Below are 16,404 nucleotides of genomic sequence, written 5' to 3' on the forward strand. Positions count from 1 at the left end.
AATTGGGCGATATTTTATTGGACTGTCTTAAATTGGACAGTAACCAGCCAAATAATTAAAAAAACAGCGAGTAAAGCGTCGTCATGCGCACTAATTATCGAATATTTCCATAGGTCAAAAAATTATGTTATCAAAGATTATAGGCAGTGTCGTTGGCACCAAAAATGAGCGTGAGCTTAAACGCATGCGCAAAGTGGTCAGCAAAATAAACGCATACGAGGCTGCGATACAAGCTCTATCTGATGAACAATTACAGCAAAAAACCGAAGAATTTAAAGCAAGACACCAAAATGGCGAAAGCTTAGACGCCCTGTTGCCAGAAGCGTTTGCGGTCTGCCGTGAAGCGTCGCTACGTGTGAATGGTATGCGTCACTATGACGTGCAGCTGATCGGTGGTATCACCTTGCACGAAGGTAAAATCGCTGAGATGAAGACCGGTGAAGGTAAAACCTTGATGGGCACCTTGGCCATGTACCTTAATGCCATCAGCGGCAAAGGCGTACATTTGGTGACAGTCAACGATTATTTGGCGGCACGTGATGCGGAATTAAACCGTCCCTTATTTGGCTTTTTGGGCATGACCGTTGGGGTGATTTACTCGCAGCAGCCACCACAAGAAAAGATCAATGCTTATCAAGCGGATATCACTTACGGCACCAATAACGAATACGGTTTTGACTATCTACGCGATAACATGGTCTTTAGTTTAAAAGAGAAAAAGCAGCGTCCATTAAACTTCTGTATCATCGATGAAATTGACTCTATTTTAATCGATGAAGCTCGTACGCCATTGATTATATCGGGTCAAGCTGAAGATTCATCACGCATGTATGCGCTGATTAATACCATTATTCCCGTGCTAATTCGCTCAAAAGACGAAGAAGCCAATAAGAATAACGAAGAAGAAGATTTTTGGATTGATGAAAAAAACCGCCAGATTGAGATTAGCGAAAAAGGCTATGAGAAAATTGAGCGCTTCTTAATCGAAGTGGGTGAGCTTGGCGAAAACGAAAGTCTTTATAGCCCAAGTCGTTTGCCATTATTGGCTCATGTACAAGCGGCGATTCGCGCCCATCATGTCTTTGTCAAAAACATCCATTACATTGTTGATGATGGTGAAGTCGTCATCGTTGATGAAAACACTGGGCGTACCATGCCTGGTCGTCGCTGGTCAGAAGGTCTGCATCAAGCAATCGAAGCCAAAGAAAACGTTGAGATCCAAGCAGAGAATCAAACGCTTGCAACCACCACATTCCAGAATTTTTTCCGTCTGTATGACAAACTATCTGGTATGACAGGTACCGCTGATACTGAAGCAGCAGAATTTAAGTCAACCTATGACTTAGATGTCATTGTGATTCCAACGCATGAGCCAATTGCTCGTGTCGATATGGATGACCAAATTTTCTTAACGAAGTTAGGCAAATATAAAGGCATCATCCGCGAGATTCAAGAGATTCAGGCAAAAGGCGCGCCAGTATTGGTCGGTACAGCGACCATTGAAGCCAGTGAAGAATTGTCTTATCTGCTAGACCAAGAAGGCGTGAAGCATAACGTGCTAAACGCTAAGCAGCATGAGCGTGAAGCAGAAATCATCGCACAGGCAGGCAGTCCAAAATCGGTCACCATCGCTACCAACATGGCGGGTCGTGGTACCGATATTATCCTTGGCGGTAACTGGCAGTCATTTATCGAAGATCCAGAGTCGGTCAGTCCTGAAGAGATGCAGCGCCTAAAAGCCCAATGGCAAATCAAGCATGACCAAGTCGTGGCGGCTGGTGGTTTGCACATTATTGGTTCTGAGCGTCATGAATCACGCCGTATTGATAACCAGTTGCGTGGTCGTGCGGGTCGTCAAGGTGACCCTGGGATGTCACGTTTTTTCTTATCACTTGAAGATGACTTAATGCGTATCTTTGCCGGTGATCGTGTGGTGAATATGATGCGTGCAATGGGACTAAAAGAAGACGAAGCTATTGAACATAAGATGGTTTCAAAGTCGATTGAAAACGCCCAAGGTAAAGTAGAAAGCCGCGATTTTGATGCACGTAAGAATCTATTGAAATATGACGATGTGGCCAATGATCAACGTAAGGTTATCTATGGTCAGCGTGATGATTTATTAGCAGAGATGGATTTGCTTGAAGCTATCAACATCATGCATCAAGAAGTCTACAACGCTATGATTAACCAGTTTATTCCACCAGGCTCTATCGATGACCAATGGAATGTCGATGGGTTAGAGGATGAGCTTGAGAACGAATTCAAGATTGCAATGCCGATTAATGATTGGCTTGATGAAGATCGTCGCTTAGATGAAGAGGGCTTACGCGCCAAAATTATCCAAACGGCCATCGATCGCTATCACAGTCGCCGTGAACAGATGGGCGAAAAAGATGCTGCCCAGCTTGAGCGTCATTTTATGCTACAAAGCTTAGATAAGCATTGGAAAGAGCATTTAACTCAGATGGATCAGTTACGTAAAGGTATTCATCTGCGTGGCTATGCGCAGAAAAATCCTGAGCAAGAGTATAAGCGCGAGTCATTTGAGCTGTTCCAAATGATGCTTGGCGCGATTAAGTCTGAAACGGTACAAGACTTATCACGTGTGCATATCCCGACCAAAGAAGAACTAGAAGCATTAGAAATTCAACAACGTGAAAACGCAGCCCATATGCAAATGCAGTTTGAACACAGTGATATCGATAATATGGATGGCGGTGTGGAAAGAGCAGCAGCGCAAAGTCGTAATGTCGTTGGCGGTGCTGCGGCAGCTGGTGCTATGGCAGGTAATGGCAATAATGAAAATGAGCCAAACCCATATGCTGGTATGAACATCAGCCGTAACGCCCCATGTCCTTGTGGTTCAGCACTTAAGTATAAGCAATGTCATGGCAAAATATAAACCTAGCTAACATTCCCTAATTAAAAAGTCCTTATCTATCATAGATAGGGACTTTTTTATGCACTGGGGATTGATGGTTGAATAAAACTATCATCTACATTATATTGATTACTTACAAATTCAATGTAGGCGCGCATTTGTGGACAGGCTATAGTGTTTAGCATAATTATTTGGGAGAGCATGATGAATGTAGCATTATTAAAACAGTGGCGTCACTCTTTGGTTGTTACGGCATTATTGGCAGGAGCCTTGTCTATAACAGCCTGTCAGCCAAAGCAAGAAACAGAGCCAAGTTTAGAAGAGAGTATCAGTGAAGAGCAGGCAGTGCCTATGTCTGCCGAACCTGCCGAGCCAAGTGATGTGGTCGTAGATGCCTCCGCCAGCGAAGTCGCAGATGATACCGTAGCTACGGTCAATACTGGCGTCAATCAAATAACGTACTTGTGCTCTCCTGAGCTAGAAGTCGAAGCGACTTATAAAGATACTAACCAAGTGATGCTTGCGACTGCTAAAGGGTCAGTCACTTTGACAAAAACCAATGAAGCCAGCAATCCTGAAGTATTTGAGGGCGCAACGGCTATCGATGGTACGACAGGCTTCGTACAATGGCGCGTAGCCCATAAAGACCGCGAAACAGGTGTAATGCGTACCGCTGGCACTGACACCACTAACGTCACTACTTATGAATGTAAAAAGACTCAATAATGGCTAACACGTTGATGGCAATCTAATATAAAAAAAGCAACGTTCGCGTTGCTTTTTTTATATTAGATTGCCATAAAATCAGGAATTCGACAGCTTATCTCTTATGAGCCGTATTTTGCTCATGTGCCAAAAACCCTTCTTCAATAACGTCGAGTTCCTCATGTTTGAGTTCGACTTCGATGCTATCTGTATGTGTGTGTGTGGTTTTTTCAATGGCTATTTCTTGGATCACATAAGTGTCCTTCGTAATGGTTGCGATTTGACGCGATAAAACAATCTCAATAGGCGCATCGCCAATCTCAACTTGTGTGCCATTGATAGTAACGACGGCTTTACTGTCTAATGAAGGCTCCACATGACGCAATATGTCTTTATCGTCATAGTTCCCTGACAATAGATCCTGACTTTCAGCATCCTGATAATCGGTACGTACCGTGATGTACTCTTCTACTAGCTCAATAGGCACTTGAATGGTTTTGGTCCGAAAATGCTTAGTGACAGTTACTTTACCAACATCCAAGCGCTCTTTATTGACCACTGGGCGCTCTTCTAATAATTCTAGATAACCACCATTATTGCTATTGATATCACTTAGATTTTCTGACATATTTTCTTGTTGATTGCTTATTGTTGCTTGCTTTTGACTATGATCAGATGATAATAAGTCAGATGAGGTTAAATCATTTTGCGTGCCAATAGCGGTATTATTGGTAAAGTCAGGATAGTTGGTATTAGGATAGTTGGTATTAGGATAGTTATTTTCATTATTAGCATTCATGGTTATTGTCCTTATTTTTGTATATAAAAAAAGACCAGAGACGAGCTCTGGTCTTATCTGCTGAGCAAATCACTCAGTGGCTAATGGCTATCATATAGTATTGATTTAAATAGTATATAACAATATCAAAAATACTATTTAGATTATAAAACCATACGAATGCCTAGCCTATTACATACCACGAGCGCGGCGTACATCTTCAGCATTGATATCATCACGAGTAAACAAATTGCCATCACGATCAATCACGTTACCATTGTTATCGACATCTAGCTCTTCACGTTGAATGGTATCTACGATAGTCTCAGTATGACGCTCTGTCGTTTTACCAACATTCACCTCTTCTGTAACATAGGTCTCTTTATTGACATGAGCACGCTCAGCTTCTAGCTCAACTTCAATCGTCTGATTGCCATCGATATCACCGATACGGCGTTCAGTTGGGCGATTAACGTTGGTACGTTCAATGTTGGCATGTTCTTCTTCCAAGTCAACATTGACGTTACGTTCTTCAGTCACGACATGCTTACCGACTTTTACCAAACCTGCCACAATACGATCTTTATTAACAGTCAGACGTTCTTCTAACAGCTCTAACGTATTTGGTGCATCGTAATTATGATCGGCAATTTCCATACGCTCAGATTCTGGAATGCTGTCAGCCACAAATGACTGACGGTCTCTTTCATATTGTTCTTTATAGCTATATTGATAATCATGGTCATAAACTTCCATGGCTTCAACCTGCGATTTGGTCAAGCTATCAAAGAATACGTCATCACCAACGATACGTGCTAAACCTGCTGGTACCAATACTTCTTTTGAGCTAAACCAGCCACCTGCATCGACGATTAAGTAACGAATACGTCCAGTAGTATCTTCTACCAATGCGCCTTCGATTTTACCGATTTTTTCTTCATTGACACCAAAAGCAGTCTTGCCAGTTGGGTCATAATAATCATCACTGAACAGATCACGGTGAGTTGCTTGGATATCTCTTAAACGAATAAGTTGGCTCATTATTATCTTCCTTTTGTATGAGTAAATTTCTTTTTATAAAATGATTTATTGATATTTTATATGAACTGTTATTACATAAACGGTTCAAGCAATAGTATTTATTATAGCCAGTCGCTATCTCGACTTGTTGTTATCGTAACAGGACGATCTGGCACGAGATATATAAGCAAGGTAGCAAAGTGTGCGCTTGACGTAAAAATGTGTAATAGGCTGTAAAGAGCATAATCACTATATAACCTTTAAGTTAAGGCTTTCCTACGCTAATACATTTAAGCAGACGGGTATTAATATTTTGACATAAAAAAACCGCATTGCTCAAAGCGACGCGGTTCTAAATTCTAATAATAAGCTAAAACTTTGTAGCATACCGATTATTTTAAAATAACTTAAGCCAATTCGATTGCTACTGCTACTGCTTCGCCGCCACCGATACATAGTGTAGCAACGCCTTTTTTGCCACCAGTACGCTTTAGAGAGTTAATAAGCGTCACTAGGATACGAGCGCCTGAACAGCCCACTGGATGACCAAGGGCACAAGCACCGCCTTCGATGTTTACTTTAGCATGTTCAATGTTTAGCTCATCCATTGCTGCCATCGTAACCATAGCAAATGCTTCATTGATTTCCCATAAATCGACATCAGAGACTGACCAGCCAGCATTTGCCAATACTTTTTCAATTGCGCCAACAGGAGCAATAGTGAACTCGCTTGGATGACGAGAATTAGAGGCGGTCGCGACGATACGCGCTTGATACTTTAGACCTTCTTCTTTGGCTTGTGACTCTTTCATCAATACAACAGCTGCAGCACCGTCTGAGATAGAGCTGGCGTTTGCGGCGGTGATGGTACCGTCTTTTGCAAAGGCAGGACGCAAAGTAGGGATACGCTCAGCATTAGCAAGGGCAGGCTGCTCATCGGTATCAACGGTTTGTTCGCCTTTACGAGTTTTGAACGTAACTGGTTCAATCTCATCTTTGAAATGATTGTCTTTGATCGCTGTAAGTGCGCGATTTAGAGACTCAATAGCAAAATCATCCATTTGTTCGCGCGTATAGCCTTTTTCATCCGCCATCTCCTGTGCAAATTGACCCATTAGCTTGCCAGTATCGGCATCTTCTAGACCGTCTAAGAACATATGATCTTTGACTTCTTTATGTCCCATGCGATAGCCACCACGCGAACCTGGCATGATATAAGGCGCATTGGTCATCGACTCCATACCACCAGCAACGGCAACCTTAAAGCTTCCGGCTTTGATACCGTCATGAGCTTGCATAACTGCTTTTAGACCTGAGCCGCACAGCTTATTGATGGTAACCGCACCCGTTGCATCAGACAAGCCAGCTTTGCGCATCGCTTGACGCGCAGGACCTTGACCCAAACCTGCGGTTAAGATACAACCCATAATGACTTCATCAATATTATCAATATTAACGCCTGAACGCGCAACGGCTGCTTTGATAGCCGCTGCGCCCAAATCTGTGGCGCTTACGTCTGTTAGCGCGCCTTGGAAGCCGCCCATTGGGGTGCGAGCGCCGTTTAAGATTACAATTGCATCATGTGTCATTATTATTTCCTTTTTTGAGTATGTTAATCCAATATATTTGACTGATTAAAGAGGGTCTGTTTAAAGAGCGTATTTATGCCAGCTCATCTAAACGTATACGTACTACTTTATCAGTAATGGTGTCTAACTTCTCGATTTTTTCGATGGCAAGATTCATCTGACTCTCAACCACAGGAAGCGTTAAAATAATCACTGGCACTTGCCCAAGCTTATGCGCCGGTTTTTGTAAAATAGCATCGATATTGATACCGGCATCACTCAAGATACGGGTAATATCTGCCAATACTCCAGGACTGTCATAGGCATGTACACGTAAATAATATCCGGTAATCATTTGTTCAGCACGCAATATTGGCGTATCTGACAATTTTTCAGGGATAAAAGCTAAGTGCGGGACATGATGACCATTGCTGTTTTGTTGATCAGCATCTTTACACCCTAATACACGCACTAAATCCATCACATCTGCCATCACTGCAGAAGCCGTTGCGCCTGCACCTGCGCCATCACCGCAATATAACGTCTGACCGAGAGGGTGAGAGTTAACCAGTACGGCATTCTTTACGCCATTAACATTAGCAAGTAGGGCGTTTTGTGGAATGAGCGTTGGGTGTACACGTAGCTCAATACCAGCGCTGTCGTCACCGCTGCCATTGCCCGCACGGCGAACAGCAAAGCCCAAGTGCTTGATACGATAGCCAAGCTCTTCAGCGTAATTGACATCCTGCAAAGTAATACCCGTGATACCTTCACAGTAGACTTTATCAAACTGCAATGGAATACCAAAGGCGATAGAGGCAAGGAGCGCCAGCTTGTGCGCGGCATCGATACCTTCAACGTCAAACGTAGGATCAGCTTCAGCATAGCCAAGCGCTTGCGCCTCGTTCAGTACATCGGCAAACGTACGACCCTTATCGCGCATCTCTGTCATGATAAAGTTGCCCGTACCATTAATGATACCTGCTAGCCAATCAATTTTATTGGCAGCTAAGCCCTCGCGCATGACTTTAATAATCGGGATGCCACCTGCTACAGCCGCTTCATAGGCGACATGGACGTTATGCTGCTCAGCAAAAGCAAAAATCTCGTTGCCATGCTCAGCCAGTAACGCTTTATTAGCCGTCACGACATGCTTGCCATTTTTGATGGCATGCATAATAACGTCTTTTGCAAGGGTCGTACCGCCAATTAATTCGATTACGATGTCGACATTGTCACTGGCAGCGATTGCCATCAGATCACTGTTTTGCATAATATTAGGATTAATGTCATCACGCTGACGACGAATACCGACTTCGGTAATCACAATGTCGCGGCCGCTACGACGTTTTAGTTCATCTAAATTATCATTGATTAGATTGACCACGCCCGTTCCGACGGTGCCTAAACCAAGTATCGCTAGTTTGATGGATTTGCTCACAGGATCCTCAAGAGATTGAATAGTGGGATAAAAAACGCTGCTATGAAAGATCTTGAAACTACAAGAATCACTAACATAAATAAGCGCTTATATAGAAATTATATGGCTAAGACTGCCTAGCGCTTTATCCTATCATACCGATAAGCAGTTGTGACGTCTACACAATGTCGCCAACGTCATACATATCAAGAATACTTAAATCATATAACCGTCTTTAATTAGCCCCAACAGCTTCTGCCAATTGAGCTGCAGGTAGATAGCCGCCTACTTGCTGTCCTGCTTCAGTAAAGATAGCGGGCGTACCTCGCACACCAAGTTTTGCCCCTAAAGCCATGTGCTCTTGTACCGGATTGACACAGCTAGGTGCTTGTACATTGTCGCCTATTTTTGCCTGATTCATGGCGGCATTACGATCTTGACTACACCAAACAGCTTCCATTTTTGGCACTGATTCTTGGCTACGTGGCCATGCCAAATAACGTACCTCAATGCCACGTGTATTAATATCATCCATCTCTTCATGCAATTTACGACAATAGCCACAGTCTGCATCTGTAAAGGCATAAACCACAGCTTTAGTCGCACCTTTTGCTGGATAGATAATCATGTCTTTTTTGTCGACTGCTTTTAACGCTTCTTGGGCAGTATTGGCCAACAACGCGGCACTAATATCCACAGGTTCGGCTGCACCAACCGCGATGATTTGACCTTGAATAATATGTTTGCCCGCCTTATCCGTAAAAAAAGAAGGCAACCCTTCAGCTGTCACCCAATAAATACCAGTCATATCGGTTGGTACAGCTGAGAGGATAGTCTCTTCAATACCAGAAGCCTCTAAATTGGTTTGCAAAGACTTTACTACTTTAGCGTCGCTGTCCTTAGAAACCGCAGCAGTACTCATTTTGGCTTTGCTGCTATTGACAAGATCTGTATTGCTGGTCGCATCTGCGGCATTATTAGAGCAGCCAGCTGCAACGACAACCAGCAAGGCAGCACTCATAACACGGGTAAGAGGACTGCGAGAAAAGGCATCACGGTTGAGATGGGTTTTAGAAAAAGGCGCTAAGAACATAGGATGTTTCCTTTAGGCAGTCATGCCTAGTCAATATTTTGATAGCAAAAAGGTAATGAAGATTTTTTGGAATTTTGATCTAACATAATGACTAGATCGACCCGTAAGAGGTAATAAATTATTACAGTTCATTGATAACAAAAGATAACTAATAATCAGCCTCATATTAGCATATTTTTATAAATAACCGTGAAAGCCTGTATAACGGTCTTATTAAATACACAGTTTGTAGCTATTCGTTAATAAAATATAAATAAAATACATTTGTACTATTTCATATCATTTTATGTCTAGGTAGGCTACTGCTTATAACTGTATTTTTTGCTAGACCCACTTGTATGACAGAGTTATCTGTTATTTGAAAATTTACTTATTGAAGCAATGTTCGCTTAAGGAGCAACTATGGCAGGTGCCAGTTTATTAGCCCTACTTGATGATATCAGTGTGATATTGGATGACGTTTCCGTCATGACCAAGGTCGCTGCCAAAAAAACCGCTGGCGTATTGGGCGATGATTTGGCGTTGAATGCGGAGCAAGTCTCTGGTGTAAAAGCCAATCGTGAGCTTCCAGTCATTTGGGCAGTGGCCAAAGGGTCATTCATTAATAAGCTTATTTTAGTACCAGCGGCGTTATTGATTAGTGCTATTTATCCCCCTCTGGTCACTTTTTTGTTGATGTGCGGTGGTCTCTATTTGGTCTATGAAGGCGCTGAAAAAGTCATTCACCGCTTTTGGCCACATGCTTTGCCGCATGATGAAGAACAAAATGCGCGCCGCAAAGCCAATGCTGATGAGACGGTCGATTTGGTGGCATTTGAAAAGGAAAAAATCAAAGGTGCGATACGTACCGATTTTATTCTGTCAGCTGAAATCATTGTGATTGCACTGGGTTCAGCGGCAAGTGCCACCTTGCTAGAGCAAAGCTTGGTACTGTCTATTTTGGCCATTGGTATTACTATTGGTATTTATGGCTTGGTGGCTGGTATCGTCAAGATAGATGATGCAGGTCTGCATCTGATGGAACAAGAAGGGCAGTTCAAACAAAATCTTGGTAAATTTATGTTTGCTGCTGCGCCTAAGCTAATGAAGTTTTTGTCGATCGCTGGTACATTAGCGATGTTCTTAGTCGGCGGTGGTATTTTGGTACATGGCATTGGCTTTTTACATCACGGAGTAGAAGATATTGCCCATTTAACTGGTATTTTTGAGAGCGTGACTACCGCGATTTTGAATGGTGTTGTTGGGTTTATTATTGGAGCCGCAGTCGTGGCTATTTTGACTGTCATTGGCAAGATTGGTGGTAAAGACGACAAAGCGTCTTCTGCACACTAACTGACCGATGGCTTTTGTTTATTCTATAGTTGAAATATTTTAAAGTCGTTACAGTACTGCTGGTGCAAATTTTTTTCAGCCTCTGGCAGCAATGGCACAGCAAGCAAGAAAAATTTGCACCAGCAGTACGTGTTGTATCGATATTCATTTTCACCGACTACAGTTAATACGTCTTATATTAAATCCAAAAAAAGCCCCAAAGTTGATTGCAACTTTGGGGCTTTTGCTTTTGGCTTATGGACTAGCTTTCACTATCAGTATCATCTGACTCAATTTTTTCAGCTTGCGTCGGCTTTTTATGGTCAGCTTTTGGCTTACGGCTACGTGCTTTTGGTACTTTTGGTGTGGTTAAATTAAACATGCCTTTTTGTGGTAATAATTGCTCTGCCACATTTTCAATCATGTTTTTATAACTGGCTATGGTCGTTTTTGACTTGGCTGCTTGACTGTCGTCTTTAAGAGAAGGCGCTACTATTGATTCAGCATCTTGTACAGTGTCACTTTGCTCGACAGTAACGTTTGCAACATCAGCAGCGTCGATGTCGGTCATTTTGATTTCAGCTACATCATTTTCGACACTTTTGATACTTTCGATATCAGTGCTTTCGATATTAGTTTGCACTATATCTACTTCTGCTAATGTTTGCTCAGCATCTAATAAGTGCTTGCTTTGATCACTGACAGCCTCTGTTTGAGCTTGAGTGGTCAGAGCATCGGCTTCTACTTCATGCACATCAATATCGACGCCCGTTTGAACGGGCTCGTTATTTGCCGTATCAGTAACCGCCAATACCGCTGATTCCTTATAATCAGGATGCTGACCACGTGGATCATTGCTAGCACGTTTACTGATAGCACGAGGCACAACTGATGTTTTACCTTGGACCGCTGCAAACTGACTGACCGCTTTTGTCATCGACTCAAAACGTGCAATGTAGTCCGCTGCTAAAGGCTGATAGCCATAATTGCTAAAATCAAAGTCGCTATGAGCAACTGGTTTAATAGCCACTTGCTTGTCAGCGCTGTCTTTAACTAGCGTCTGCTCTAGATGCTTAGCGATAGCAGCATTAAAGCAGCTGATGACACCGTCTGTCGCTAAGCGGTTTTCTGCCTCTGTTAACGTTGCACGGATAAATTCACCAACCGTACCACGAATGGTAGACGCGTGCTTACTAACTTGCGCATCTTGCTTATTTGCATGAGACGCTTTAGCAAATGATGCTTGGATCTGTTGAAGACGTACGACACGTGGATCATTACTGGCTTGACCAAACTTATTTGCCGCAACGTAGCGTTCAGCAAATAAAGCATCACGGCTAAGCTCAAGTACTGCCTGACTGCTACTATCCTCAGCAGCAACTTCGTTAGGATCCACGACCACATTTTCTTCGGCAGTATTTTCAGAAATATAAGCCTTCTGAGTGGTTTCGATTGCCGCTGCCTTTTCTACTTGTACCGCTACCACTTCTTGAGTTGATGCAGTATTCTCGGCTTTACTGCCCATGCTACTTTTTTTACTAGCTCTTTCATCTACAGCAGGTTTGTGGCTACTAATTTTATCGCCGCTTTTATCATTTTCTTTCGAAGTAGTTTGATCCACTTTATCGGAATTAGCGCTTTTTTCTACTTGATCGATCTGAGTAGCATTGACTTGTGCAGAGAATTTTTCAGAAGTTTCAGCTTGGAGGCTACTTTGTTGTGTGTTATCAGATGCATCGCTGCTGGTATCGATCGTTTTAGCAGTTTTTTGAACTGGGTTGTTATCGACTGACTTTTGCTTATCCGCACGTTGCTCATTATTATTCTCTGAACGCTCCTTTTCAGCATCAGTATCACTTTCAATTACTGCTTGCTTGTGAGTCGCTTGGCGTGATGCAGACTTGCTATCATCTAATGACAAATGTACCACTTCTGGCGATTTGAGCTCACTGACCGCTTCATTCACCTGTAATACTACTTCATTAGGATCTTGATTACGGCGCGCATTAGACTGGATTCTGCTACCGTTAGCATTTTTAGAGGCTTGCTGATTATTTTGCTTAGAGTCAGCTGCCGTTAAAGTTTCACCACGCTCAAGCTTGCCACGTGATCCACGTTGACTGTTCGATTTGCGCTTAGTACGAGTTTGCTCTTCTACTACATTATCAGAGCTGTCAGAACGACTGCTGTCGCTGACACTGGTTGCATTAACACTGGTCGGATTAGCGTTGTCTTCATTTGTATTACGATTATTGTCTTGACGGTTGTTACGATTACGGTCGCTATGACGTCTGTTATCTTGCTGACGCTTATCTTGGTTGTTGGCTTTATCTTCAGTGACCGTCGCGCTGCCGTCAGTTGTATTGCTAGTAGCGTTACTATCAACATCATCTGCCTGATCTTTTCTTTGACGCGGCTTAGATGGTCTTGATTTGCGCGGTTTACGTCTTCTTCTTTCTTCAGCGTCGCTGCTATCATCAGTACTACTCTCAGCAGAACGTGTCAGTTGACGATTCTGCTCATTACTACTTTGCTGATTAGTTGCTGGCTGAGGCGCTGCCGTACTCTGGCTATTGTCATTGTTCGCTAAAGCTGTACTATCCACTTGACCAAATGAGCCTAGGCTTTGCGCTCCGGTATTAACCAATGCTTCGATAGCTTCAGCAGCGTCACGACTACTAACACTTGATGTGGTTTGAGCTTGCGGCGCTTGCGCAAATAAATTAGACAACCAAGCAACTGCTTGCGGCTGCCCAGCGGCAATAACCGCAGGCTGTGGTGCTACTGGCGCTGATGGGGTCACAATGTTTTGAGGGCTCTGAGGGCTCTGAGGGTTTTGAGCGCTTGGAGTCTCTTGAGCTTGTGGCGCACGTGCTGATGTTACATTGCTATTATTGTTATTACTGCGATGTTCATTGCTATGACTGGTGCTATTCTGTTGCTGCTGCGTAGACGTACTTTGCTGGACGTTAGGACGAGCCTGCACTTGATCGCTGCTATTTTTATCCGCAGCTTGACGTGGCTGTCGAGTTGGCTGCTGTTCAGGGCGCTCTTTTTCAGCCGTTTGCCAGTCAACGTTGTAGCCAAGCTCGCTATGTTCTTGCAGCTGAGTATCAGTGATACGCTCATAGCTTGATGGGGCAAAGCCATCGCGATTAAAGTGAAGTTTAAAGTTTGGCGATTCTAAATGCGCGTGCGGCAAGATGGTAATACGTGTACCACTGTCCTGCTCAAGATAGACCAAGCTGTCGCGTTTCTCATTTAGTAAGAATGCTGCGATATCAGTCGGTACTTCTGCTTGAACTTCACCTTGACGTTCTTTTAACGCGATTTGCTCAATCTGACGCATGATAGATAATGACAATGAACGCAGGTCGCGAATCATGCCATTACCATGACAGCGTGGGCAGATATAACCGGTTGACTCTTCTAATGACGGACGCAGGCGCTGACGGCTCATTTCCATCAAACCAAACTTAGAAATATCACCAAACTGGACGCGGGCACGGTCATATTTGGTGGCATCAATCAGACGTTTTTCAACTTCTTTTTGATGCTTGTTGTCATTCATATCAATAAAATCAATGACAATCAAACCGCCCATATCACGCAGGCGCAATTGACGGGCAATCTCATCGGCGGCTTCTAAATTGGTGTGGTAAGCGGTTTCAGCAACGTCTGAACCTTTGGTAGACTTAGCAGAGTTGATATCGATAGATACCAATGCTTCTGTCTGATCGATAACGATTGAACCACCTGATGGTAGGCGAACTTCACGCTGATAAGCAGTTTCAATCTGTTTTTCAATATTAAAGCGCGAAAACATCGGCTCATAATCGGTATATTTGCGTAGTTTTTCAGCCTGTTTTGGCATCACAGCATCAATAAAGCCCGCCGCTTCAATATAAGCGTTTTCGTTATCAATCCAAATCTCAGAGATGTCATCACGTAGATAGTCACGCACAGCACGCGTAACGACGCCCGCTTCTTGATGCACTAGGCGCGGTGATGGATATTTTTGGTTTTGTTCTTGAATGGCTTGCCAGATGTTTAGCAAATGATTTAAATCGTGCTGCAAGTCTTCTTGGGTTTTACCAATACCAGCAGTACGAATGATAACACTCATACCTTTTGGCAGATCTAAGCTGCCGAGCATACGTTTCATATCTTCACGCAATTTGCCTGAGATTTGACGCGAGATGCCACCGCCGCGAGGATTGTTTGGCATTAATACCAGATAACGACCAGCCAATGACACATAAGTTGAAAGGGCAGCGCCTTTATTGCCGCGCTCTTCTTTTTCAACTTGGACGATGAGCTCGTCACCTTCTTTGATTAGCTTTTTGATGTTCTCATCACGCGGATTTCCACTTAAATATTCGGCAGAGATTTCACGAATCGGTAAGAAGCCTTGACGCTGTGAACCATATTCGACAAATACCGCTTCAAGCGAGGGCTCGACACGGGTCACATGACCTTTATAGATATTAGATTTTTTTTGTTCGCGGGTACGGTTTTCGAGATCGAAATCGTATAGATGATTGCCTTTACAGAGGGCAACACGAATCTCTTCGTTTTGGGTGGCGTTGATTAAAATGCGTTTCATAATAGTATCCTATGAGTACGCATAATAACGAAAAGACAGGCTTTAGGGTAAAGTGGCAAGTACTTGCTAATAACAAAATCAGCATAAGCAGATATAAATTAACGAAAGAACATAAAGCATGGCATTAATAAAGCGCAGAAACGCGTTTTGAAAGCTTAACTTTGGACCAGTGATAGTAACTTCAATATAGAAGGCATAGAGTGTAAGTCTATGTCTTAATATAAGCAGGCTTGTTATAGCGATTAATACATAAGCAGGTTAGTGATCGTTTATTATCAGTATTTTGAACCATATTGGTGGTCAGCGCACTTTGTCATTTCGTCATAGTGGCGGATGGTTACTGATATATAAAGGTATTACTGATGCCAAAAAAGCATCGTGCTGACACATAATCAATCAAGGTCTAGCAATCATATCGCTGTTGACTGTATAAATTACAATTCAGCGGTTATCCGTCCAGATTAAGCAATTAGTCATTCTTTATTTATCGTTCTTTTGGATATAATGTTAATAATATCTTGGGCGTCTCAAAGCGAGTTCTTGCTGCGTTAGTCATCAGCGGGGCGTACTTGGCAAACAGAATAAATGACCGGCTTATCGGCACGGTGTCTCATGTCTATTCTACTTATCGTCCTCTGTTTGACCGCCAATACTCAGGCAGTTATCGAGGTTTACAGGGTAATACTCGATTGCACTCTCAACGACCCATACTTGCTCAACTGCACGCGACTAAAGGACTGTTAGATAATAAATCATCAAATCAAGTCGTTATCATGCGGGTAGTGAGTAAAAGGTATATGGTTGGTTATCGCTTAACAAAAGGCTAATGCCATATTTATCAAGTCGATACTATCTATTGTCATAATATTCTGTAAGAAATGCTTTATAAGAATAAATAGTTTTTACTAAAAAATAATTTTTTACTGATAAATATCAGTCATGTTCTTCAAATTTATTAGGTATTATAAAGTATATCTGTTGCTATAACACCTTTAAAATCAGATGAAGCGCCGAGCTTG

Annotated in this window: 9 protein-coding genes; 3 read left to right on the forward strand and 6 right to left on the reverse strand. The window is 42.8% G+C overall.

Annotated features, from left to right (window positions below; all coding sequences use genetic code 11):
* Positions 1-124 precede the first annotated feature (124 nt).
* A complete protein-coding gene (secA, locus tag AC0J5Y_RS01445) occupies positions 125-2,905 on the forward strand; it encodes a preprotein translocase subunit SecA (RefSeq protein ID WP_475131204.1) in 2,781 nt (926 codons plus the stop codon).
* 183 nt (positions 2,906-3,088) lie between these two features.
* On the forward strand, positions 3,089-3,610 hold the full coding sequence (locus AC0J5Y_RS01450; RefSeq protein WP_475131205.1) for a hypothetical protein: 522 nt from the start codon (positions 3,089-3,091) through the stop codon (positions 3,608-3,610).
* 94 nt (positions 3,611-3,704) lie between these two features.
* On the opposite strand, the gene AC0J5Y_RS01455 is transcribed toward AC0J5Y_RS01450, so the two are convergent.
* From AC0J5Y_RS01455 to AC0J5Y_RS01475, 5 genes are all read right to left on the reverse strand, one after another.
* On the reverse strand, positions 3,705-4,388 hold the full coding sequence (locus AC0J5Y_RS01455; protein ID WP_475131206.1) for a YsnF/AvaK domain-containing protein: 684 nt from the start codon (positions 4,386-4,388) through the stop codon (positions 3,705-3,707).
* Positions 4,389-4,559: 171 nt separating this feature from the next.
* Entirely contained in the window at positions 4,560-5,408 is an 849-nt protein-coding gene (locus tag AC0J5Y_RS01460) for a DUF2382 domain-containing protein (RefSeq protein ID WP_475131207.1), read from the reverse strand.
* Positions 5,409-5,794: 386 nt separating this feature from the next.
* Positions 5,795-6,976, reverse strand: coding sequence for a thiolase family protein (locus tag AC0J5Y_RS01465; protein ID WP_475131208.1), 1,182 nt, complete (start codon positions 6,974-6,976; stop codon positions 5,795-5,797).
* A gap of 73 nt (positions 6,977-7,049) precedes the next feature.
* On the reverse strand, positions 7,050-8,396 hold the full coding sequence (locus AC0J5Y_RS01470) for a homoserine dehydrogenase (RefSeq protein WP_475131209.1): 1,347 nt from the start codon (positions 8,394-8,396) through the stop codon (positions 7,050-7,052).
* A gap of 214 nt (positions 8,397-8,610) precedes the next feature.
* Positions 8,611-9,468 carry a DsbC family protein gene (locus tag AC0J5Y_RS01475; protein WP_475131210.1) on the reverse strand — a complete coding sequence of 286 codons (858 nt, stop codon included), beginning with the start codon at positions 9,466-9,468 and terminating at the stop codon, positions 8,611-8,613.
* Between the two features lie 402 nt (positions 9,469-9,870).
* Between AC0J5Y_RS01475 and AC0J5Y_RS01480 the strand changes: the two genes are divergently transcribed.
* Positions 9,871-10,800, forward strand: coding sequence for a DUF808 domain-containing protein (locus AC0J5Y_RS01480; protein WP_475131211.1), 930 nt, complete (start codon positions 9,871-9,873; stop codon positions 10,798-10,800).
* 241 nt (positions 10,801-11,041) lie between these two features.
* Here AC0J5Y_RS01480 and AC0J5Y_RS01485 read toward each other — a convergent pair whose 3' ends face one another.
* Positions 11,042-15,385 (reverse strand): Rne/Rng family ribonuclease, encoded by a 4,344-nt coding sequence (locus tag AC0J5Y_RS01485; protein WP_475131212.1) that lies wholly within the window; start codon positions 15,383-15,385, stop codon positions 11,042-11,044.
* Between the last annotated feature and the right edge of the window lie 1,019 nt (positions 15,386-16,404).

The organism is Psychrobacter sp. TS_SC_6, assembly GCF_056156305.1.

Bases quoted from the DNA above. Each gene is read 5' to 3' on its own strand.
- secA (WP_475131204.1), top strand. From the start codon at position 125: ATGTTATCAAAGATTATAGGCAGTGTCGTTGGCACCAAAAATGAGCGT.
- AC0J5Y_RS01455 (WP_475131206.1), bottom strand. From the start codon at position 4,388: ATGAATGCTAATAATGAAAATAACTATCCTAATACCAACTATCCTAAT.
- AC0J5Y_RS01450 (WP_475131205.1), top strand. From the start codon at position 3,089: ATGAATGTAGCATTATTAAAACAGTGGCGTCACTCTTTGGTTGTTACG.
- AC0J5Y_RS01460 (WP_475131207.1), bottom strand. From the start codon at position 5,408: ATGAGCCAACTTATTCGTTTAAGAGATATCCAAGCAACTCACCGTGAT.
- AC0J5Y_RS01465 (WP_475131208.1), bottom strand. From the start codon at position 6,976: ATGACACATGATGCAATTGTAATCTTAAACGGCGCTCGCACCCCAATG.
- AC0J5Y_RS01485 (WP_475131212.1), bottom strand. From the start codon at position 15,385: ATGAAACGCATTTTAATCAACGCCACCCAAAACGAAGAGATTCGTGTT.
- AC0J5Y_RS01475 (WP_475131210.1), bottom strand. From the start codon at position 9,468: ATGTTCTTAGCGCCTTTTTCTAAAACCCATCTCAACCGTGATGCCTTT.
- AC0J5Y_RS01480 (WP_475131211.1), top strand. From the start codon at position 9,871: ATGGCAGGTGCCAGTTTATTAGCCCTACTTGATGATATCAGTGTGATA.